Source organism: Martinezella rhizogenes, assembly GCF_007002745.1.
GTDB lineage: Bacteria > Pseudomonadota > Alphaproteobacteria > Rhizobiales > Rhizobiaceae > Agrobacterium > Agrobacterium cucumeris.
This window is the reverse complement of sequence record NZ_SGNY01000001.1, coordinates 146934-166757: the sequence shown is the minus strand read 5'-3', so window position 1 is coordinate 166757 and position 19824 is coordinate 146934. Positions and strand designations below refer to the sequence as shown.

Here is a 19824-nt window from a genome sequence, read left to right as displayed (position 1 = left end):
ATTGCCAGCATGTTGGGAACGCCGCAACGTGCAGTTTACATCGCAGTGCAGCATAATTGCGGCAAATTGCGCGCCAGAATTGCCGCAAACACAAAATAACAGCAGGACTGACGCATTCGTGTAGTGCGCAGAAACGGAGTGTTCCCTAAGCCATTATCATCGCCGACAAAGAGATTATTCATGCAATTTACTCGCCGCCACACGTTGAAATTTGCCGGAATTTCTTGCGCCGCCACGGCGCTGGCCGGTGCGCTAAAGGCCGAGGGCGGCCCGCCCGCCGCAAATGCCGCCACCGCCCTGCCCTTTGCCTTGACGACACCCATGCATATTGGCCAGGCCGCACTTCGGGTGCGCGACCTTGATCCGATGATCGATTATTACCGCTCGGTGCTTGGCATGAAGGAGGTGGGACGCTCGGCGAGAGGCGTGACGCTCGGCGTCGGAAGCGTGCCGCTGCTCGATCTCGTCCACAAACCGGCGGCAGATTTCGAAAGCCCCACTTCCGCCGGCCTGTTCCACATCGCCTATCTGATGCCCACCCGCGAGGATCTCGCCCGCTGGCTGGTGCATGCGGCGCTCCGGCAGGTGCCACTATCGGGTTTTGCCGATCATAATGTCAGCGAAGCGGTCTATCTCAACGATCCCGAAGGCAACGGTATCGAGGTTTACAGCGATCGCCCGAAAGACGCATGGGTCTGGAGCGGCCGGGTGGTGAAAATGGGCACCGAACCGCTGGATGTCGATAATCTCGTGGCGCTGACCGACACCAAAACCGATCATTACGAGGTTGCCCCGGCCGGAATGCGCATCGGCCATATTCACCTGCGGGTCGGAGAAATCGCCGCCGCCCGTGGCTTTTATGAGCAGGCCGTCGGCCTGCAACCGACGCAGGATGCGCGCTCCGATGCCTCGTTTCTCTCTTCCGGCGGGTATCATCATCATCTGGCGGTGAATACGTGGAACAGCCGGGGGGCGAAGGAACGCAACGCCACCGAAACCGGCCTCGACTGGTTTTCCCTCACCGTCCGAAATCCCGACGATCTTGAGGCGCAGAAGACCCGGCTGCGGGCCGCCGCTTATGTGCTGGTGGAGATGGAGAACAATGTGGTGGAGGCAATCGACCCATGGGGCACGCGACTGCGGCTGGTGCCGGGGTGAGTGGTCGTGGGTCTCCGTATCATGCGCGGAGCACACTGCGCGATTGAAGGTTACGGCGGGTTAAGCGTTTAGAGGGCTTCGCAGCATCATCTCCTTGCGACATTCCGGCCTTGAAACGCTACTGTCCGGTTTAAATTTCGAGCATTGGGACAGGAATGACGTATGGCCGTCGTCCTATAAATGGCAAACCTCGCCAAACACTCCGACGTCATCCTCGGGCCTGTCCCGAGGATCTGCAACGGATTGATTTTTTTGACGTGTTTGGATCCTTGGGACAAGCCCAAGGATGACGTCGAGAAAATGCGCAACGTTCACCGCTAGCTTCCAAGCCATATAAGGTATCCATAAATTTAAACGGGACGGCAGTAGCCTTGCGCAGGAATCCAGCCGACGCGGGTCTGCGCGTCGGGAAGGACTCTTTTCAGCCCAAGGACCTGGGCTGGCTGGATTTCGGCGCAAGGTCTGAATGACGGAGGAGGTTTGCGCCCCGGAAACGATTACCAGCCATGCAGCCACATCGCCCTCTGAACCCGGAAAAGAAAGCCTTGCGAGGCCACGGCAGTGGCCTCGCAAGGCATTCCATCCGGTACAGGAAACCGGATGGTGGGGTCTGGTGAGAGCCCTTGGTTGTTCCGAAAAACATAGCAAAATGCCGCGTGATGTCGCTCACCCGAATGGGTGATACGGCCAGATAAATTCACATTGAGCAAAAGTCGGGGCTGCTCCCGGACAAGCCGCCTCAGACGGCTTCGCGCAGCTGTTCGGCAGTCTGCAAGTCCACCGACACAAGCTGCGATACACCCTGTTCGGCCATGGTGACACCGAAGAGGCGGTTCATGCGCGCCATGGTGATGGGATTGTGGGTGATGATGACGAAGCGGGTCTCCGTAGAGGCCACCATCTCGTCCATCAGGTTGCAGTAGCGCTCGACATTGTGGTCGTCGAGCGGGGCATCCACCTCGTCCAGCACGCAGATCGGCGCGGGATTGGTGAGGAAGACGGCAAAGATCAGCGCCATGGCTGTCAGCGCCTGCTCGCCGCCGGAAAGCAATGTCATGGTCTGTGGTTTTTTGCCCGGCGGACGGGCGAGAATTTCCAGCCCCGCCTCCAGTGGATCGTCGGATTCGATCAGCTGCAATTCGGCCGTGCCACCGCCGAACAGATGAGTAAACAGTCGCTGGAACTGCGAATTGACCACGTCGAAGGCGGCGATCAGCCGCTCACGGCCCTCGCGGTTGAGGTTCTGGATGCCGGCCCGCAGCTTGCGCACGGCATCGATGATATCGTCGCGCTCCTTGATGAGCGCCTCGAGCTTGGCGGTAAGCTCGGCCTGCTCTTCCTCGGCACGCAGATTGACCGCGCCAAGCCTTTCGCGTTCGATCTTCAGCCGGTCGAGATCACGCTCGACATCGCGAATATCGGGCTTCGGCTGGTCCGGGCCAAGGCCAGTCAGGCGCAGGGCCATATGCGGCTCGGTATTCAGTGTTTCGCGGATGCGGTGTTCAGTCTCCTGCCGCTTTTCGCGAGCAGAAACCAGACGTTCTTCGGCACGTCCACGTTTTTCGCGGGCCTCAGCCAGTTCGGAAAGCGCCGTTGCGGCCACACGGTCTGCGGCACGCTGCAGGTTTTCCGCCTCGGCCAACCGGTCGGCGGCCTCGCGGCGGGCGTCCTCGGTCTTCTGCAATTCATTGAGGAGGTTGCGGCGTTTCTCGTCGAACTCCTCCGGCGCAATATCAAGCTCGGCGATTTCCTCGCGCGCCTCTTCCTCACGCGCGCGCAGCGTGGCGATGTGATCGGCCGCACTTGCCGCTCGCGATTGCCAGGTGAAACGCTCCTGCGCGATTGCCTGTATTCTGCGCTGGCGGCTTTCCGCCTCGCGGCTCACGCCCTCATGGCGCGCGCGGGCTTCCGCCAGAAGGCCGCGGTCGGTCGCGACTTCGAGCTGACTTTCGCGCAGCCGCAGATCGAGCACGGAAAGATCCGGCGCGTCTTCCATTTCGATGCGGGCGTTTTCTTCCTGAACGGCGATCTCGTCGATCTGCGCGCCGATCTGGTTCAGAGCTTCGGAAACGATATCCCGGCGGCGCAGCAGATCGCCCGAGGCCCGTTCGGCTGATGTCAGCGCCTCGCGTGCCTCGGCAAGCTGACGGGTCGCGAGCCGGCTCCGGTCGCGCACATCCGAAAGCTGCAATTCGCTGCTTCTGATGGCCTCGGTTTTCGCGGCAAGCTGGTCTTCGGCCTCATCCAGAATGGAGCGGGCCTCATCCAGTTCGGTCTCAATTTCGGCAAGGCGGTTCTTCTGCGACAGGCGAAGTGCTGCAGCACCCGGTGCATCGGCGCTGGCGATGTGGCCATCCCAGCGGAACAGGGCGCCTTCGCGCGTTACCAGCCGCTGGCCGGCCTTGAGTGAAGGCAACAGGCGCCGGGCTTCCGATACGTCTGCAACGACGCCGATCTGTGCAAGGGCACGTCTAAGCGCATCGGGTGCCTGCGCATAATCCAGAAGCGGTTTTGCACCCTGCGGCAGGGCGGGATCGCCAGCACCGTCGCCATTGCCGCCCCAATAGGCAGGTGCTGCGGCATCGAGCGGGCTTTCGAGGTCATCGCCAAGCGCCGCGCCAAGGGCGGCCTCATAACCGCGTTCCACCGTCATTTCTTCCGCCACCGGCGTGAAGCTGCCATTGGCAGCGGCACTGGAGGCGAGGATTTTGGTGATGGTGCGCGCTTCGGTATCCAGCGCGTTCAGCCGATTCTTCGCCGTTTCCAGCGGCCCGCGCGCCAGCGCTTCGGCCGAACGTGCCTCGGCAACGGCGGCCTCGGCCTCCTCCGCCACGATCAATGCATCCTCGACGGCGATCTCAGCCGCCTCGACCGCTTCACGCCGTTCTGCGGGGTCGGGAAGGCCGGAGAGTTTTTCGTCGATGGCCTCGATCTCGGCCGTTGCTTCCTGCGATTGCCGTTCGAGCCTTAGCTTGCGGTCTGAAAGATCGCGGATCGCCCGCTCCAGCTGCTGACGGCCGGCAGCCGCCTCGGCGCGCTCGGCGGTGATGGCCGTGAAAATGGCTTCGCTTTCCGCCAGCTTGACGGCGGCGGCTTCGAAGGCTTCGCGCATTTCGTCGGCATGGCGGCCGGAATCGGACAGGATTTCGAGGAGTTCGGCCTCTTCCTCATCCAGCCGCGCGAGTATCTGGGCATTGTCGGAGACAAGCCGTTCCTCGCGGACGATGTCCTCGCCAAGCTGCGACAGACGGCGCGCCAGCTCGTCGCGGCGGCGCAGCAGGCGGTTCGCCTCGTCATCCAGCTGGGTGCGGGCAATCTGCAGGCGTTGCAGGGCGGCGGCAACGCGGGCCTCGTCCTCGCGCAGTTCCGGCAGTTTCAGGCTGGCAATGCCCTGCTGCTTGGCCGCTTCCATCTGCCCTTGCGCCTTTTCGGCGACGATGTTGGTCGCCTGATTAAGCGCGCTTTCCGCCTCGCCTTCGGCTTCCTTCGCCTCCACCCAGCGGATGTGCAGAAGGGTCGCCTCGCGGGCGCGGATATCGGCGGACAGCATCTTGAAACGGTTGGCTTGGCGCGCCTGGCGTTTGAGGCTTTCGATCTGGCTTTCCAGCTGGGCGGTCACATCTTCCAGCCGCTCCAGATTGGTCTCGGCGGCGCGCAGGCGAAGCTCGGCCTCATGGCGGCGGGAATGCAGGCCGGAAATGCCGGCCGCCTCTTCCAGCAGCTGGCGGCGGGCCTGCGGCTTGGCATTGATGAGTTCGCCGATACGCCCCTGCCCCACCATGGAGGGCGAGCGCGCGCCGGTGGAGGCGTCGGCAAACAGCAGCTGCACATCCTTGGCGCGGGCTTCCTTGCCGTTGATGCGGTAGACCGAGCCGTTTTCGCGCTCGATGCGCCGCGTCACCTGAATTTCATCGGCATCATTGAAGGCGGCGGGCGCGGTGCGGTCGGAATTGTCGAGATAGAGGCCGACTTCGGCGGTGTTGCGCGCCGGGCGATTGCCGGAACCGGAGAAGATCACGTCATCCATGCCGGAGGCGCGCATGTTCTTGTAGGAGTTTTCGCCCATCACCCAGCGAAGCGCTTCCACCAGATTGGACTTGCCGCAGCCATTCGGGCCGACGACACCGGTGAGCCCCGGCTCGATGATGAATTCGGAAGGTTCAACGAAGGATTTGAAACCGACAACGCGCAGCTTGTTGAACTTCATGCCGTCATGCTCCGGTCGGACGACAGGCAATAAAAAACGGGCGAACGGAAGTACCCGCCGCCCGTTTCTTTCAGGGTTCGGCGATCAGAGCAGCTTGTCGATGACAGCCGACATGTTTTCAACCGACATGTCTCCCGCGTATTTCTTGCCGTTGATGATGAAAGTCGGCGTGGAGTTGATGCCGAATTCCGTCGCACCGCGTTGCATGGTTGCGTTCACATCATCCAGAAGTTTCTGGTTCGTCAAGCAGGCCTCGAAAGACTCCTGTGAGAAACCGGCCATTTTCGACAATTGCAGCAGGGCGGCACGCGCATCCTGGGCTACAGCCCAGCTCTGCTGCTGCTTGAACAGCATGGAAACGAAGGGGAAATACTGGCCTTCAGGGGCGCAGCGCGCCAGCATGAAGGCGGCAGCAGCGCGCGGATCGAACGGGAATTCGCGCAGCACGAAATAGACCTTGCCGGTATCGATGTATTTTTTCTTGATCTCTTCGAAGGTCTTGTTGTGGAAGTTGGCGCAGTGCGGGCAGGTCATCGACATGTATTCGACGATCTTGACGGGTGCGTTGGCATCACCGAGCGCTGCTTCCGGCAGCGGGCCGGGTTTCATCACCGCAGCCATATCCACATCGCCGGTGGATTCAGGCAATTCCTGCGCCTCGGCAATACCGGGCGTGAAGGCAAACGGCAGGGCCGCAGCAACGGCAGCAAGGGCAACACCGCCGAGAAGGCCGCGACGGGAAATGGTCAGTTCGGGAAAATGCATGAAAGCACCTGTTGGTAATAGACTCTATTGTCTGTTGATTCCGATATAGCGACGGCCTGTTCATCACAAGCGGGGTTTTGAACTCTTCTTGTCAAAGAATTGTGACCAGTCAAGGACAGCGCCTTTCATCAAATCGTCCTGCGCGGCGGCTTTTTCTGCAACACCGCCGTGCCAAGCCGCTCCACCGCCTTGCGCAGCGCCTCGCTCTCGATGCCTTGCATCATGTCATCGAGACGTTTTGCCGCATCGCCACGCAGCGGCGGCGGTTTTCTTTTGCGGGCAATGGTTTGCGAAACCGGCTTCTGCACGATCCGGATCTGGCGCACCGCCGGAAAGCCGAAAAAACCGTTGATGCGGGCGATGAGTTCGCCCTGTGCATGGGTGAGGAACAAGGCGCGCGCCCCTTCGCAGGCGATGGTCAGCACGCCGGGCTGGTAACCGCCGCGATCCGGCCCCTCGTCGCGGCGCGGCCAAGTGATTTTTTCCGGCCGGGTGCAATCGGCAAAGTCATCGCCGGCGATCTCGTCCCAGGAGCCGAGCAACGCCGTGTTGATGCCCGCCCGCTTCGACAGCACGGGATCCATAATGCCGTTGGCGACTTCGGCGATCTGTACGACGCCCTTGCGGAACGAATCTGCAGGTTTCTTCATGCTCTCCTCGACAGAGGCAAACGACCTCAAGCGATCGCGCCGTCGTCACCTTCTTCGCCGCGCAACAGCGCACGGAATCGTCGCCAGTCCCGGCGGGCGCCCAAGCGTATCATTCCCGCCACCCAACATCCAAAGAGGAAATAGCCCGCAGCCAAAATCTTCAGATGAAGGATGCCCGGCTTATCCGAGATAAAAGCAATCACCAACATGCAGGCCAGAACGACGAACAGATATATCCACAGGCCATGGCAAAAAATCGCCCAGAAACCCGATTCAAAAATCCGAAAGCGGCGTGACGGTTTTTCCCGCGTCATTTCCAGCTCACGAATGTGCCGGATTACCCGCGCCGTTACCAGGGCGACCCCGTTCTGCGTGCCAAAGCACAGCCGACCGATGCGGTTCAGCAGGCTGATGATCAGGCACAATGCGAGAAGAGCTCCGACAATATGAAGGAGCGGTTGAGGTATGTTTTCCAGCAGCGCGTTCGGCATGGGTTGGTCCTCCTGAAACAGATGGTGGGTCTCGATGTGATGGCGTTCACCGCCGGATGCGGTTTTCCGCCTCGCCACGACAGGCTGCTGTTGCAGATTGCCGCGCCGTCTCTATGTTCAGCGGCGATGAACACATATGCGCGACAACAAATATCACATCCGACGGCGGAACAACTTCTGGCATGGTACGACCGGCACCATCGCGAGCTGCCGTGGCGCACGTCTCCGGCCATGGCGGCACAGGGAAAACGCGCCGATCCCTATCACGTATGGCTGTCGGAGGTGATGCTGCAGCAGACGACGGTGCAGGCGGTAAAGCCTTATTTCCTGAAGTTTCTCGCCGCCTGGCCGACCGTCAGCGATCTGGCGGCGGCACCGGTCGAAGACGTCATGGCGGCATGGGCAGGGCTTGGTTATTATGCCCGCGCCCGCAACCTCAAGAAATGCGCGGAAGCCGTGGCGCGTGACCATGGCGGCATTTTTCCGGACAGCGAGGCAGGCCTGAAAGAGCTGCCCGGCATCGGCGATTATACCGCCGCCGCCGTGGCGGCGATCGCGTTTAACCGGCAGGCGGCAGTGATGGACGGCAATGTGGAGCGCGTCATTTCCCGGCTCTTCGTCATAGATGCTCCCCTGCCCGGTTCCAAACCGGCCATGAAAGCGAAGGTGGCCGCGCTCACGCCAGCCGACCGACCCGGCGACTTTGCTCAGGCGATGATGGATCTCGGCGCGACGATCTGCACGCCGAAGCGGCCGGCCTGCGCACTCTGTCCGTTCAATGGCGCCTGTCTGGCGCTTGCGCGTGACGAGCCGGAGCGTTTTCCGGTGAAGGCGGCGAAGAAGGCCAAACCCGTGCGGCTCGGCGCCGCCTTCGTGGCGGTGAATCCGAGCGGCGAAATCCTGCTGCGGCGGCGCATCGAAAGCGGGCTTCTCGGCGGCATGACCGAGGTACCGACAACGGCGTGGACTGCCCGTGTGGATGGCGGCACGGAGGCGAGCCACGCGCCCTTTGCCGCCGGCTGGCAGGCGGCGGGCGTCATCGTGCATGTCTTCACCCATTTCGAACTGCGGCTAACCGTCTATCGCGCGCAGGTGCCGGATAGCCTCAAAACCGGCCCGGATGACGGATGGTGGGAGCCGGTTACAAATCTTGACGCGCAGGCGCTGCCAACGGTGATGAAAAAAGTCATCATCCAAGCTATTCCATCCGCGTATCGGCCCGAAAATCGAAATTGATTTTCGACAGGGACGATGCAACTCAAAGATTTAGAGCGTTTGAAAGACGCGCTTATGTTCGATGAAAGCAGGAAGTTTCGATGACCAAGATTGAGCATATCGTATTCGACATCGGCAAGGTGCTGATCCATTACGATCCGCATATTCCCTATAGCCGCCTCATTCCCGATGCCGACGAGCGCAAATGGTTCTTCGAGAATGTCTGCACCCATGACTGGAACCTCGAACAGGATCGCGGTCGCCGCTGGGAGGACGCCGAAGCGCTGTTGCTGGAGCAATTTCCCGAGCGGGAAGAGCATATTCGCGCCTTCCGCAAGTTCTGGCACGAAATGGTCTCGCATTCCTATGACGAGAGCGTCGCGATCATGGTTGCCCTGATCGACAGCGGCCACGACGTGACGATGCTGACCAACTTCGCTTCCGACACCTTTCGTGAAGCGCAGAAGATGTTCCCCTTCCTTACCCTGCCGCGCGGCGTGACGGTCTCCGGCGATGTGAAGCTCCTGAAGCCTGACGTGGCGATCTACGATCTGCACGCAAAGGAATTCGGCCTCAACCCCGCGGCCAGCATCTTCATCGACGATACGCTGGCGAATGTGGAGGGCGCAAAGCAGGCCGGCTGGCAGGCGGTGCACTTCACCGGCGCGGAAAAGCTGCGGCAGGATCTGCGGGATTATGGGGTGGATGTCTGAAAATGACAGAACGGGCAGCTCCGATGGAGTTGCCCGTTCCTTGCGATTTTACCGGAAAACCGGGGTTCAGCCCTGTGCGAAGGGCACGGCGACATAGGTCTGCGAATCGCCGCGCTGGATGAGCAGCAGAACGGATTTGCGACCAGCCTTGCCCGCCTGCGCAATGGCCGCCTTGGCATCACCCGCCGATTTCACCGCCGTCTGATTGACCGAAACGATCACGTCGCCTGCCTGCAAACCGGCCTCGGCGGCGGGTTTGGAGGGTGTCACGCTTTCGACGATCGTGCCCTTTTCATTCTGCGGGAGATTGAGGGCTTCACGGATCGCCGGGGTGATATCCGCCAGTCCGATACCGATCATTGGCAGGGCTTGCGATGAGGCATCGCCCTTCTGCTGGCCATTGTCAGGGGATGCCTGTGCGCTCTGGCCATCATTGCCACCCACGGTGAGAAGCAGGTCGCGGGTCTCGCCCTGACGCCAGACCGTGACGTGTTCCTTCTGGCCCGGCGACAGATCTGCGACCATGCGCGACAGATCGCGCGGGGACTTGATCGTCTGTCCGCCGAGCGCGGTAATCACGTCGCCGGTCCTGATGCCGGCGCGGCCTGCGGGTGTGCTCGCTTCCACCTTGGCGACCAGCGCGCCTTCCGGCGTGGCAAGGCCGATGGCGTTGGCCACGTCAGAGGTCACCGGCTGTATCTGAACGCCAATGAAGCCGTGGTGGATCGACCCATCCTTCATGAGGCGGACGACGACATTCTGCGCCTGATCGGAGGGGATGGCGAAACCGACACCGACGCTGCCGCCATTCGGCGAATAGATCGCCGTGTTGATGCCAACGACCTTGCCTTCGACATCGACCAGCGGACCACCGGAATTGCCGTGATTGATCGGCGCGTCGATCTGGATAAAATCGTCATAGGGTCCGCTGTGCAGGTCACGCCCGCGGGCCGAGACGATACCGGCCGTGACCGTGGTACCTATGCCGAACGGATTGCCGATCGCCAATATCTGATCGCCGGCCTTCAGCCTGTCGGAATCTCCCCAGGAAATCACTGCCAGAGGCTTGGAAGCGGTGATCTTGAGGACGGCCAGATCCGATTTCGGATCGGCGCCGACAAGCGTGGCGGGAAGCTCCGTGCCGTCATCCAGTGTCACCTTGATGGAAGTGGCATTGTCGATGACGTGATTATTGGTGACGATATAGCCGTCCGGCGAGATGATGAAGCCGGAACCCAGTGCTTCCGCGGTCTGGGATTGGCGCTGCTGCGGCTGCTGTTGCGGCAGGGGAATGCCCTGCTCGCCGAAGAACTGCCGAAACTGCTGGTCGAACGGCGTGGTATCATCGGTCGCCTGTTCCTGCGTTTTCATTTCGGTGGTGACGGTCACCACCGCCGGCTTGTCGGCGGCAACGATCCCGGCGAAGGAACCGCCCGACGCCACCGGGCCGGGAACGGCCGACAATCCGGCCTGGGCAAAAGCGGGTGTGTTATGCAGAAAGACGGGCAGCACAAGCGGTGCGGCGACAAAGGCTGCGCCAAGCAAAGCTGCAATGCGATATCTGCGTAGAATGCCGGACATGACGTTTCTCCTTTGTGAGGACATGCGCAGCCGAAACCGCGCCGTCGCTATACGATGCCCTTTCGGCAACCAGATCCCGGCTGCGCATAAGATGGGCAATGCCAAATCCTCGTGCATCCCGATGGGGACGCACGGTGCCTTGTGTTACATGTCTCTAGAAAATCGGCAGGTTTTCCCTACCGGGCCCTGGAGTTAGGAGGGCGGGTCTCACCGGCGCACCCTCCCGATGCTTTGCTTTCCGAGGGGAAGCCCGATCCTCGGAAACGAGGATCGAAACGTCCCGGTCAGCTCATGCGCACGATATTCCGATCAAGCTGCCGGACTTCACCTTGAAGCGCGGCGAATGTCTTGAAAGGAATGCCGCCGCGATGCATGTCGGCTGTTTTCAAGGCCTGCGTGCGGATACCCGCGGCCTCTTTTTCCAACTTGCTGAAAGAGCTGGCCGTCAGCTTGCCCTGCTGACGTTCGAGATCGATCCGGTGATCGGCGACGCGCACTTCATTCAGAACGCGGGCCAGATGATGTGGTCCCTGATAGCTGTAGCTCATCGGAGGGGCATTATAATAGCCGGTGGCAAGGTCACCCCAGTCGACATAGTTGTCGGACTTGAAGAAACCCCGATCACGGTCACCATGGAAACCGCCGCCCCGGTCGCTGTCATGGAAACCGTGGGCCCCGTCACTGTGCTCCCCACCATGACCGCCACCGTGACCACCGTGCTCGGCCGCGAACGCGCCGCCCGAGGCAACTGCCAGAATGAAGGATGCTATTGTGACTGTTTTTAAAAGCGAGCGCATGGCACGCCTCCTTGTTCATCACAGGCAATGGCCCGCGAATCCGGCTGTCTCGCATCGTCGCGTCGCGATCGTTTTTGGTCGCCGGCGACACTCAGCCTGGAAGAATATGTACTCCCCGCCATGTGTAGCGTCACGTTAATCTTCCGTAACGCGCCGGACATCTATTGTTAAGACTTGGCCACCAGAGCACATCCTGACTAAACGGAATCAAGGGCGTGCTTTATTGCCCTGTTCTCATGATTTTTTTGGACGTAGAGCCGTTATCTGGGGGCGCCGGAAAGCCTGGGGAACCCCAAAAAGAAAATTGGCGCAGGCGGAAATGGCGGTCTCCAGCCTGCGCCAGTCCTGCCGCAAGCGGCATGGGACAGCAGTGTTTTCGTGATCTGTCCGAACCGGATTTCCACAACCACTGCTTTGACCCAGACAGTATGGGCCGTCTCTTGCGCGAAACTTGTCTGGCTAAAGTTTTATATTCGAAAATACCAACGCCCGACACCAGGGTGCCGGGCGTTGGTCGTTCTCCATCCGGGACTGAAGGTACTAAACCGGACAGAGACGTATTCTGACAAGGGCGGGCGGTGGATCGTCCGTCTTCAGCCTTTTGGGCTTTCGACTATTCGGCCTTTGCCATTTCACTGCGAATGATGGTTCTGAGATCATCGATCGGCTTCAGTTCGTCGCCGTCCTCGAAATGCCAGAACGTCCATCCGTTGCATGCGTCGAGACCCTGCACCTTCGCGCCGAGGCGATGAATGGAGCCGGCGGTCCCGCCGGATGCCAGGGTACCATCCGCACGAATAATGGCGCTATAACGGCGTCTTGCATCCGTCAGAACCTGGCCGGGGCGGACGAGGCCGCTTTCGACCAGCGTGTTGAAGGCAACGCGCGGTTCAGCCTTCTTGCCGGTCATGACGGTCAGTTCCGCCTTGCCGAGCGGCTCGACGGCGGCAATGCGGGCGGATGCAGCGTCGATATAATCCTGCTCGCGCTCGATGCCGACAAAGTGGCGGCCGAGACGTTTTGCGACAGCACCCGTGGTGCCGGAGCCGAAGAACGGGTCGAGCACGATGTCACCCGGCTTGGTGGACGCCATGATGATGCGCGCCAGCAGGGCTTCCGGTTTCTGGGTGGGATGGACCTTCTTGCCGTCCTCGCCCTTCAGTCGCTCATGGCCGCTGCAGATCGGGAACAGCCAGTCGGAGCGCATCTGCACATCATCGTTGGAGGCCTTCAGTGCATCGTAGTTGAAGGTGTAGCTTTTGGCTTTCGGATCACGGCTTGCCCAGATCATGGTCTCATGGGCGTTCTGGAAACGACGGCCCTTGAAATTGGGCATGGGGTTGGTCTTGCGCCAGACGATATCGTTGAGGATCCAGAAATCGAGGTTCTGGAGCATGGCGCCGACGCGGAAGATATTGTGGTAGGAGCCGATGACCCAGATGGTGCCGTTCGGTTTCAGCACGCGGCGGCAGGCGAGCAGCCAGGCGCGGGTGAAGGCATCATAGGCATCGAAGGAGGCGAACTGGTCCCATTCGTCATCGACGGCATCAACCAGCGACTGATCGGGCCGGTGAAGCGTGCCGCCAAGCTGGAGATTATAGGGCGGGTCGGCGAAAATCGCATCCACCGACTGGCTCGGGAGGGCATCCAAGGCAGCGACACAATCACCTTTGATGATGCTGTCTTTCCAGGCGTCACTCTCGCCCGCACGATCAAAACCGGCACGCCGAAAATCGGCCAGCGGAAAAACTGCTGCCATTGGTACTCGCTCCATACGCTTACTCTCTACTGATGCTTATGGTTACCGAAGATGGTTATCAAAGCCTGAACAAGTCACGGAAAACGCAAAATAAATGGCTGTAGCGGCCGCGATGTGGGATTTGCGGCGACGGGCGGGGAACCCGAAGCGGCACAAAAACGTTGTGCGCAACGGGTTGGTCTGTCGCGCAGTTCGACGCGGCAGGAAGACGGCAATGGCAAGGGGTGATCCGCAATGGGGTCGATGATGAAAATGGCTTCTTTTTCCGTAAATGTCGCATGCGCTGCGCTTGCCGTTGCGGCGCTGCCGTCGCCATTGCGGGCGCAGGCGCCCTCGGCGCAATTTAACGTGGCGACGGATGCGGTGCTGTTTAATGGCGGCCCCTCGCTTGGCAACAGCAACAAGGTGCGTTGGGATTTCTACAAGACCGACCGGGCTGGAGCACGAACCGATGAGAATGCCGGCGGCTCCTATGACGCCACCTTCGAGGCAAAACTGCCGGCCGGCAAATATGTCGGTGTTGCGGCGCTGGGCAATGTGACCCGCGAAATTGCCTTCGAGGTGAAGGATGGCAGCGTCGCAAGGCCGAAGGTGAATTTCGATGCGGCGGAACTGACTGTCGTGCCGAAACGCAGCCCGGATGGCGATGTGGAAACTCAGGCGAAAACCGAAATCACCAAGGGCGATTTCAAGGACAGCGTCTACGGCCAGAATGCCGTTTTCGTGCCGGCGGGCGAGATTGTTCTCACCGGCAGCATCGGTCCGGCGCGGGTGCAGGAAACACTTGCCGTCAAGGCGGGCGAAACGATCAGCCACGACCTTGTCATCCCGAGCGGCGTGGTGATTGCCAAGGCGGTTTATGCCCAGGGCGGCAAAGCGGTTGAAACCGACGACATTCGTTTCGAGGCGATGTCAGCCAAGGAAACCCTTGATGGCACGCGCCAGACCATCAACGGCATTTACGGCACGGGCAAGATGATGGAAATGCCGGCAGGCGATTTCGTCATGCGGGCCCGTCTGGGCAAGGTGACAGTGGAGCAACCTTTCACGGTGACCGCCGGAAAACGCTCGGAAATCACCCTTGATCTCGATGCCGGTGTTCTTGCCATCACCGCCCCCGGTGCGGAGCGGATCGATATCGTCGAGACAACCAAGGATCTGCAGGGCACGCAGAAGGAAATTTCCGGTCGCTACGGCACACAGCATCAGGAAACGCTGCATCCCGGCGATTATTCGGTTAAGGTAAGTTACGACAAGAAGTCCGGGCGCGACCCGAAGGAGATCAAGGCAACGGTGAAGGCGGCAGAGCGGACCGAGACGAATGTGCCGGAGTAGCCATCTCACCTCCCCGCACCCACCTCATTCCTGTGCCTGTCACAGGAATGAGGAAAGAGAAGGCATCACAATTTCCGGCCATCCAACCCATATTTGGGACTGAGCATCGGATGCTTCGAAAAACGCGCCGCATCTTTCGGCACCATCTGCAACGGCTCGCCGATTTTCACGCCCGCAAAGCCTGATGCTGCGATACGGTCGCAAAGCCTTATCCACTGGCAACCACGACAGGCCTGCCGGATGTCTCCGGCGGCGAAGGCGAGACGCATTCTTGCAAGAAAGTCCGGCGTTGCCCGCAGCCGTTTTCCGGGGGCAAGCGTCTCGTTCAAGAGCGTCGACACTGAACCCCGCGCCGTCTCGTCCCGCTGCACCACGCCTTCGTTAAAACAGTGCGCATGGCTTTAGCAGAGCAGGCCGGTGCAGATATCGTCCGGTCCATCCACCAGCTCGATATCCTCTTCGCCTGTATTCAGCCGGGCGGCGACACGGTCGTAATTTTCGACGAAGCCGGAAGTATAGCCCTTGCCGACATAGGTCAGCATACACAGAAGATGGTGGGGGCGGAGCCGGACAGTCAAGCGCCGCCGCCTATCCGACAATCGCGAAGGCGTCGCGTACCGAGCCGGACGAGGTGCGGATGGCCTTGCGGCCGATCCATTGCACATGTCCGTCGAGAATGCGTACCGCCTCCTCTGCCCTGCCGCCGCGCAGCGCGTCGATGATTGCGCGGTGGTCAGTATCGGTGCGGCGCTCCCAGCCGGCCCGCCAGGCGGAAAACAGGAAACGGGCGCTTGCGGCATGCAGGCCGTCGATCGCCTCCATCAGGCGCGGCATGTTGCAGGGCGCGGTGATGAGGCGATGGAAGCGGCGATTGGCCTCTTCCCAGTGCTGCACGTCAACGGCGCTGTCACCTTCCAGCGTCGCCGCCTCGGCCTGATCGAGAATGGCTGACGTCATGTTGGGAATGGCGTGGCGCAGCGCCAGAACCTCAAGGGCGGCGCGCATTTCCGCCACTTCGCGCACATCCTCAAGGCCGAAATCCGCCACCCGGACACCCCGGCGCGGAATGCTGGCGGCCAGCCCCTGCGCTTCCAACCGGCGAAACGCCTCGCGCACCGGCACATGCGACGCGCCGAATTCGGCGGCGATGTGATCCTGCCGCAGCCGTTCACCCGGCGACAGTTCACCGCGGACGATGCGGTCGGCGAGCGTCCGGCTGATGCGTGCGGCAATGGTGTCTTCAGGTGCGGTTTTTACTGGCTTGGGCATAATATCCCATAACGCATATGCCGCGCGACTGTGTAGCGGTTTTTACAGGCGGGAAAAAGCAATGGCGAATATTCTAGATCCCTCAGCCGCTTATGCGTTCCCCGTGTCCGGCACTGGCAAGCTATGAGCCCGGCGGGACCGACCCTTGCGGGTGAGCCGGTTGAGCTTGGCGCGGACATGGTCTAAAAGCCCGGCATCACTTTTTCCAGGCACATTCGATACAGGGAGCGCCCATGAGCGGCTTCGACCTCATTATTTTCGACTGCGACGGCGTTCTGGTCGATTCCGAAATCATCGCGGCGCAGGTGGAATCCCGCCTTCTGACCGAGGCCGGTTATCCGATCTCCGTCGAAGAAATGGGCGAGCGCTTTGCCGGCATGACCTGGAAGAACATTCTTCTGCAGGTGGAAAGCGAAGCCAGCATTCCGCTCTCCGCGTCGCTGCTCGACAAGTCGGAAAAGCTGCTCGACATGCGGCTGGAACGCGACGTGAAGATCATCGAGGGTGTTAAATTCGCGCTGTCGCGCCTGACGACACCGCGCTGCATCTGCTCGAACTCTTCCAGCCACCGCCTCGACATGATGCTGACGAAAGTCGGCCTGAAGCCCTATTTCGCGCCGCATATCTATTCTGCCAAGGACCTCGGCGCCGACCGCGTGAAGCCGAAGCCCGACATCTTCCTGCATGGTGCCACCCAGTTCGGCGTCTCGCCCGATCGCGCGGTCGTCATCGAGGATTCCGTACACGGCATCCATGGCGCGAGGGCCGCAGGCATGCGCGTCATCGGCTTTACTGGCGCATCCCACACCTATCCGAGCCACGCCGACCGGCTGACCGATGCCGGCGCGGAAACGGTGATTTCGCGCATGCAGGACCTGCCCGCCGTGATTGCGGCAATGGCGGAGTGGGAAGGCGCTTTCTGAGTTGTGAAAGCGCTTCTTTCATGATCTGAATAGCTACATTGATCTTTTAATAAATGTAGCTACATTAATTCATGAAAGTCATATGGGACGAGCCCAAGAGGCTCGCCAATATCGAGAAGCACGGCTTCGACTTTGCAGATATCGATGGCTTTGACTGGGAGAACGCCATCATCGAGAAAAGCCAGGCCGGATCGGGAAGTTCGCGCTTCAAGGCGATAGGACATTTCCGGAACGGGACTGTGGCTGTTATTTTTGCGACTGTCGGAACAGAAGCGATATCCATCATCAGCTTCCGTTGGGCGAGTTCCCAGGAAAGAAGGATGCTGCCATGGCCAAAGCTGCAAAACTGAAAGAATTCAAACCCGGACTCGGCTATACCGAAGCGGACTGGAACGCGGTCGACTTCCCGGAAATGACGGAAGAGGAACTTTCTAATATGCGCCCCGCGCGCGACGTTCTTCCCCCCGCCTTCTTCGAGGCCGTCGACGAGTACCGAAAGTCACGTGGTCGCCCTGCGCTTGATAAGCCAAAAAAACAGGTGACTTTACGTCTCGATGAGGACGTGCTGGAGAGTTTCCGCGAGGGCGGCAGAGGGTGGCAGAGCCGCATCAATGACGCGCTACGAAAGGCTGCTGGAATTTAACCCCATATTCCGTTCAAGGCCGGAGCCTGCAAAAGCAGCCTCCGGTTTTTTTCATCTAGCCCTTCAAATCACCGGCGCCTGGTCTTTGCCTTGGCGCTCTCGCCGCCGAAGCCGATATAGACGTTGACCGACTTCGGTGCGCCGCCCGGTCCATTGGGAATGGCAACGTGGTCATTGTTGAAGATGAACTGCGTGCCGGCGGCGCCTGCTGGGACATCGATGGCGAAATTGGTCGTTTCGCCGTAGATTTCGCCGTCACCGTCCTTCACCGTCACGCGGATCGGAACCGTCACGCGGCCGGGCTTGGCCATCGGGCCGGGAACGAGACGGCCCTGGGCCAGCACGTTCACGGTCAGCGTCGTTTCGTTTGCGGTGCAGGAGCGCGTCGTATCTGACAGCGAGACCTGATAGGCAAGCTTCTGCGGATCATCCTTGGCGCCGCCGGCATAAACGCGGTGGACGGCGCTGGCGTCGAGAACCGTGACCGTCGGGCAGTTGGCCTGCACCACGGGGGCAACGGCATTGGCCTGCGCCGCCGGAGGGTTGACGGCAAGCGAGTCCGCTGGATTGGAGGAATTGCACCCTGCAACGACGGCCAGAAGCGACATCGCGGCGGACAAACGCAAGAAATTCCCTGACACTCTTCTAATTCCCTCTCCATTGTCCCGGAACCGAACCGGAGACGCTGTTTATTGACCTTTCACGCAGGTTGGCGATGGTCTATAGCAGCGACGCCGGAAAAAATCGATTGGCATGTTCGGTTTTGCTTGAATTTTCAAAAAAGCCCTTCATTACCTCGCCAATCGCCTCATTTCCGTGAGACGCTGCTGGAAAAGATGCCGAAGATCGGCGACGGACATACCGGTTAAGGACAAGGCCGGTTAAGGACAAGGGACTATCTCGTGAAATATGTATCGACCCGGGGTGCCGCCCCTTCGCTTGGTTTCTGCGACGCGCTTCTGGCGGGCCTTGGCCGTGACGGCGGGCTTTACGTGCCGCGTGAGTGGCCTTCCATGACGAAGAAGGAAATCCGCAACCTGCGCGGCAAATCCTATCAGGACGTCGCATTCGAGGTTCTCTATCGCTTCACCGGCGGCGAAATTCCGGCCGACAAGTTCAGGGCGATGATCGACGACGCCTATTCGACGTTCCGCCATCCGGCCGTCGTGCCGCTGACGCAGACCGGCCCGAACACTTTCGTGCTGGAGCTTTTCCACGGCACCACGCTCGCCTTCAAGGACGTGGCGATGCAGCTTCTCGCCCGCCTGATGGACTATACGCTGACTGAGCGCGGCGAACGCGCCACCATCGTCGGCGCCACGTCCGGCGACACCGGTGGCGCTGCGATCGACGCCTTTGCCGGGCGCGAGCGCACTGACATCTTCATCCTTTTCCCGAACGGCAAGGTTTCCCCGGTGCAACAGCGCCAGATGACGACCTCCACCGCTTCCAACGTGCATGCGCTGGCGATCAACGGCAATTTCGACGATTGCCAGACGCTGGTCAAAGAAATGTTCAACGACGTGAAGTTCCGCGACGGCGTGAAGCTTTCCGGCGTCAACTCCATCAACTGGGCGCGCATCATGGCGCAGGTGGTTTATTACTTCACCGCGTCGCTGTCGCTCGGCGGCCCTGACCGGAAGGTGTCCTTCACCGTTCCGACCGGCAATTTCGGCGATATCTTTGCGGGTTACGTCGCCAAGAAGATGGGCCTGCCGATCGACAAGCTGGTCATCGCCACCAATGACAACGACATTCTGGCGCGCACCCTGAAGACCGGCCGTTACGAGATGCGCGGCGTCAAGCCCACCACCTCGCCTTCGATGGACATCCAGATTTCGTCCAACTTCGAACGCCTGCTGTTTGAAGCCTATGACCGCGATTCCGCGGCGGTGAAGGCATCTATGGACGGTCTGAAGCAGTCCGGCGCGTTTGAAATTCCGCCGAAGGCACTGAAATTCATCAAGAAGGATTTCCGCGCCGGCCGCGCCACCGAAAAGCAGGTGGCGGCGACTATTCGCGAGACGCTTGAGAAAACCGGATACCTGATCGACCCGCATACGGCGACCGGTGTTTTCGTGGCGGAAAAGCACGAAAAAGCGGGAAGCCCGATGGTGGTTCTGTCTACCGCCCACCCGGCTAAATTCCCGGCCGCTGTAAAATCCGCTTGCGCAATCGACCCGGCGCTTCCAGTATGGCTAGCTGACATTATGAACCGGGAGGAGCGTTTCGACATTCTGGACGCAGAGCTGAAAGCCGTGGAAACCTTCATCGGCCAACATGCACGCGCCGGCAAATAGAGACGCGGAAAGACGTTG

At 60.5% G+C, this 19824-nt stretch carries 17 protein-coding genes and 1 pseudogene; 8 read left to right on the top strand and 10 right to left on the bottom strand.

Annotated features, from left to right (window positions below; genetic code table 11):
* Positions 1 to 180: 180 nt before the first annotated feature.
* Entirely contained in the window at positions 181 to 1158 is a 978-nt protein-coding gene (locus EXN68_RS00825; RefSeq protein ID WP_142839254.1) for a VOC family protein, read from the top strand.
* Between the two features lie 739 nt (positions 1159 to 1897).
* Here EXN68_RS00825 and EXN68_RS00820 read toward each other — a convergent pair.
* The 4 genes from EXN68_RS00820 to EXN68_RS00805 all read right to left on the bottom strand — a co-directional run bounded on the left by EXN68_RS00820 (position 1898) and on the right by EXN68_RS00805 (position 7271).
* Positions 1898 to 5365 carry a chromosome segregation SMC family protein gene (locus tag EXN68_RS00820; RefSeq protein WP_142839253.1) on the bottom strand — a complete coding sequence of 1156 codons (3468 nt, stop codon included), beginning with the start codon at positions 5363 to 5365 and terminating at the stop codon, positions 1898 to 1900.
* Positions 5366 to 5449: 84 nt separating this feature from the next.
* Positions 5450 to 6130 (bottom strand): DsbA family protein, encoded by a 681-nt coding sequence (locus tag EXN68_RS00815; RefSeq protein ID WP_142839252.1) that lies wholly within the window; start codon positions 6128 to 6130, stop codon positions 5450 to 5452.
* Between the two features lie 128 nt (positions 6131 to 6258).
* Positions 6259 to 6780 (bottom strand): DUF721 domain-containing protein, encoded by a 522-nt coding sequence (locus EXN68_RS00810; protein WP_142839251.1) that lies wholly within the window; start codon positions 6778 to 6780, stop codon positions 6259 to 6261.
* A 26-nt stretch (positions 6781 to 6806) separates the two neighbouring features.
* The gene (locus EXN68_RS00805; protein WP_142839250.1) at positions 6807 to 7271 is read right to left on the bottom strand and encodes a hypothetical protein; all 465 of its coding nucleotides are present in this window, start codon (positions 7269 to 7271) and stop codon (positions 6807 to 6809) included.
* A gap of 126 nt (positions 7272 to 7397) precedes the next feature.
* Here EXN68_RS00805 and mutY point away from each other — a divergent pair, with 126 nt between their 5' ends.
* The gene (gene mutY / locus EXN68_RS00800) at positions 7398 to 8507 is read left to right on the top strand and encodes an A/G-specific adenine glycosylase (RefSeq protein ID WP_142839913.1); all 1110 of its coding nucleotides are present in this window, start codon (positions 7398 to 7400) and stop codon (positions 8505 to 8507) included.
* A gap of 80 nt (positions 8508 to 8587) precedes the next feature.
* Positions 8588 to 9199: an HAD family hydrolase gene (locus EXN68_RS00795; RefSeq protein WP_065115069.1), complete on the top strand. Its 612-nt coding sequence runs from the start codon at positions 8588 to 8590 to the stop codon at positions 9197 to 9199.
* A 66-nt stretch (positions 9200 to 9265) separates the two neighbouring features.
* Here EXN68_RS00795 and EXN68_RS00790 read toward each other — a convergent pair whose 3' ends face one another.
* The 3 genes from EXN68_RS00790 to EXN68_RS00780 all read right to left on the bottom strand — a co-directional run bounded on the left by EXN68_RS00790 (position 9266) and on the right by EXN68_RS00780 (position 13336).
* A complete protein-coding gene (locus tag EXN68_RS00790) occupies positions 9266 to 10780 on the bottom strand; it encodes a DegQ family serine endoprotease (RefSeq protein WP_142839249.1) in 1515 nt (504 codons plus the stop codon).
* A gap of 284 nt (positions 10781 to 11064) precedes the next feature.
* Positions 11065 to 11577: a hypothetical protein gene (locus EXN68_RS00785; protein ID WP_142839248.1), complete on the bottom strand. Its 513-nt coding sequence runs from the start codon at positions 11575 to 11577 to the stop codon at positions 11065 to 11067.
* Positions 11578 to 12190: 613 nt separating this feature from the next.
* Positions 12191 to 13336 carry a site-specific DNA-methyltransferase gene (locus EXN68_RS00780; protein WP_142839247.1) on the bottom strand — a complete coding sequence of 382 codons (1146 nt, stop codon included), beginning with the start codon at positions 13334 to 13336 and terminating at the stop codon, positions 12191 to 12193.
* A gap of 234 nt (positions 13337 to 13570) precedes the next feature.
* Here EXN68_RS00780 and EXN68_RS00770 point away from each other — a divergent pair, with 234 nt between their 5' ends.
* Positions 13571 to 14671: a hypothetical protein gene (locus tag EXN68_RS00770; RefSeq protein ID WP_142839246.1), complete on the top strand. Its 1101-nt coding sequence runs from the start codon at positions 13571 to 13573 to the stop codon at positions 14669 to 14671.
* 65 nt (positions 14672 to 14736) lie between these two features.
* Here the strand turns inward: EXN68_RS00770 and EXN68_RS00765 are convergent.
* Positions 14737 to 15249, bottom strand: a pseudogene (locus EXN68_RS00765) (DUF1284 domain-containing protein).
* Between the two features lie 10 nt (positions 15250 to 15259).
* Positions 15260 to 15940, bottom strand: coding sequence for a GntR family transcriptional regulator (locus tag EXN68_RS00760; protein ID WP_142839245.1), 681 nt, complete (start codon positions 15938 to 15940; stop codon positions 15260 to 15262).
* 233 nt (positions 15941 to 16173) lie between these two features.
* Between EXN68_RS00760 and EXN68_RS00755 the strand changes: the two genes are divergently transcribed.
* The 3 genes from EXN68_RS00755 to EXN68_RS00745 all read left to right on the top strand — a co-directional run bounded on the left by EXN68_RS00755 (position 16174) and on the right by EXN68_RS00745 (position 17506).
* Entirely contained in the window at positions 16174 to 16863 is a 690-nt protein-coding gene (locus EXN68_RS00755; RefSeq protein WP_142839244.1) for an HAD family hydrolase, read from the top strand.
* Between the two features lie 71 nt (positions 16864 to 16934).
* Positions 16935 to 17213, top strand: coding sequence for a BrnT family toxin (locus EXN68_RS00750; protein ID WP_142839243.1), 279 nt, complete (start codon positions 16935 to 16937; stop codon positions 17211 to 17213).
* Positions 17192 to 17506, top strand: coding sequence for a BrnA antitoxin family protein (locus EXN68_RS00745; protein ID WP_142839242.1), 315 nt, complete (start codon positions 17192 to 17194; stop codon positions 17504 to 17506). Before EXN68_RS00750 ends, EXN68_RS00745 begins: the two co-directional genes overlap by 22 nt.
* A gap of 68 nt (positions 17507 to 17574) precedes the next feature.
* Here the strand turns inward: EXN68_RS00745 and EXN68_RS00740 are convergent, their stop codons facing one another.
* A complete protein-coding gene (locus tag EXN68_RS00740) occupies positions 17575 to 18114 on the bottom strand; it encodes a PilZ domain-containing protein (protein WP_161991208.1) in 540 nt (179 codons plus the stop codon).
* A gap of 294 nt (positions 18115 to 18408) precedes the next feature.
* Between EXN68_RS00740 and thrC the strand changes: the two genes are divergently transcribed.
* A complete protein-coding gene (thrC, locus tag EXN68_RS00735) occupies positions 18409 to 19806 on the top strand; it encodes a threonine synthase (protein ID WP_142839240.1) in 1398 nt (465 codons plus the stop codon).
* Positions 19807 to 19824 lie beyond the last annotated feature (18 nt).

What these genes read in the sequence shown, in the direction of transcription:
- EXN68_RS00795 (WP_065115069.1), top strand. Translation starts at nt 8,588, where the DNA reads ATGACCAAGATTGAGCATATCGTATTCGACATCGGCAAGGTGCTGATC.
- EXN68_RS00755 (WP_142839244.1), top strand. Translation starts at nt 16,174, where the DNA reads ATGAGCGGCTTCGACCTCATTATTTTCGACTGCGACGGCGTTCTGGTC.
- mutY (WP_142839913.1), top strand. Translation starts at nt 7,398, where the DNA reads ATGAACACATATGCGCGACAACAAATATCACATCCGACGGCGGAACAA.
- EXN68_RS00780 (WP_142839247.1), bottom strand. Translation starts at nt 13,336, where the DNA reads ATGGCAGCAGTTTTTCCGCTGGCCGATTTTCGGCGTGCCGGTTTTGAT.
- EXN68_RS00760 (WP_142839245.1), bottom strand. Translation starts at nt 15,940, where the DNA reads ATGCCCAAGCCAGTAAAAACCGCACCTGAAGACACCATTGCCGCACGC.
- EXN68_RS00810 (WP_142839251.1), bottom strand. Translation starts at nt 6,780, where the DNA reads ATGAAGAAACCTGCAGATTCGTTCCGCAAGGGCGTCGTACAGATCGCC.
- EXN68_RS00740 (WP_161991208.1), bottom strand. Translation starts at nt 18,114, where the DNA reads ATGTCGCTTCTGGCCGTCGTTGCAGGGTGCAATTCCTCCAATCCAGCG.
- EXN68_RS00805 (WP_142839250.1), bottom strand. Translation starts at nt 7,271, where the DNA reads ATGCCGAACGCGCTGCTGGAAAACATACCTCAACCGCTCCTTCATATT.
- EXN68_RS00790 (WP_142839249.1), bottom strand. Translation starts at nt 10,780, where the DNA reads ATGTCCGGCATTCTACGCAGATATCGCATTGCAGCTTTGCTTGGCGCA.
- EXN68_RS00785 (WP_142839248.1), bottom strand. Translation starts at nt 11,577, where the DNA reads ATGCGCTCGCTTTTAAAAACAGTCACAATAGCATCCTTCATTCTGGCA.
- EXN68_RS00815 (WP_142839252.1), bottom strand. Translation starts at nt 6,130, where the DNA reads ATGCATTTTCCCGAACTGACCATTTCCCGTCGCGGCCTTCTCGGCGGT.
- EXN68_RS00820 (WP_142839253.1), bottom strand. Translation starts at nt 5,365, where the DNA reads ATGAAGTTCAACAAGCTGCGCGTTGTCGGTTTCAAATCCTTCGTTGAA.
- EXN68_RS00825 (WP_142839254.1), top strand. Translation starts at nt 181, where the DNA reads ATGCAATTTACTCGCCGCCACACGTTGAAATTTGCCGGAATTTCTTGC.
- EXN68_RS00745 (WP_142839242.1), top strand. Translation starts at nt 17,192, where the DNA reads ATGGCCAAAGCTGCAAAACTGAAAGAATTCAAACCCGGACTCGGCTAT.
- EXN68_RS00770 (WP_142839246.1), top strand. Translation starts at nt 13,571, where the DNA reads ATGGGGTCGATGATGAAAATGGCTTCTTTTTCCGTAAATGTCGCATGC.
- EXN68_RS00750 (WP_142839243.1), top strand. Translation starts at nt 16,935, where the DNA reads ATGAAAGTCATATGGGACGAGCCCAAGAGGCTCGCCAATATCGAGAAG.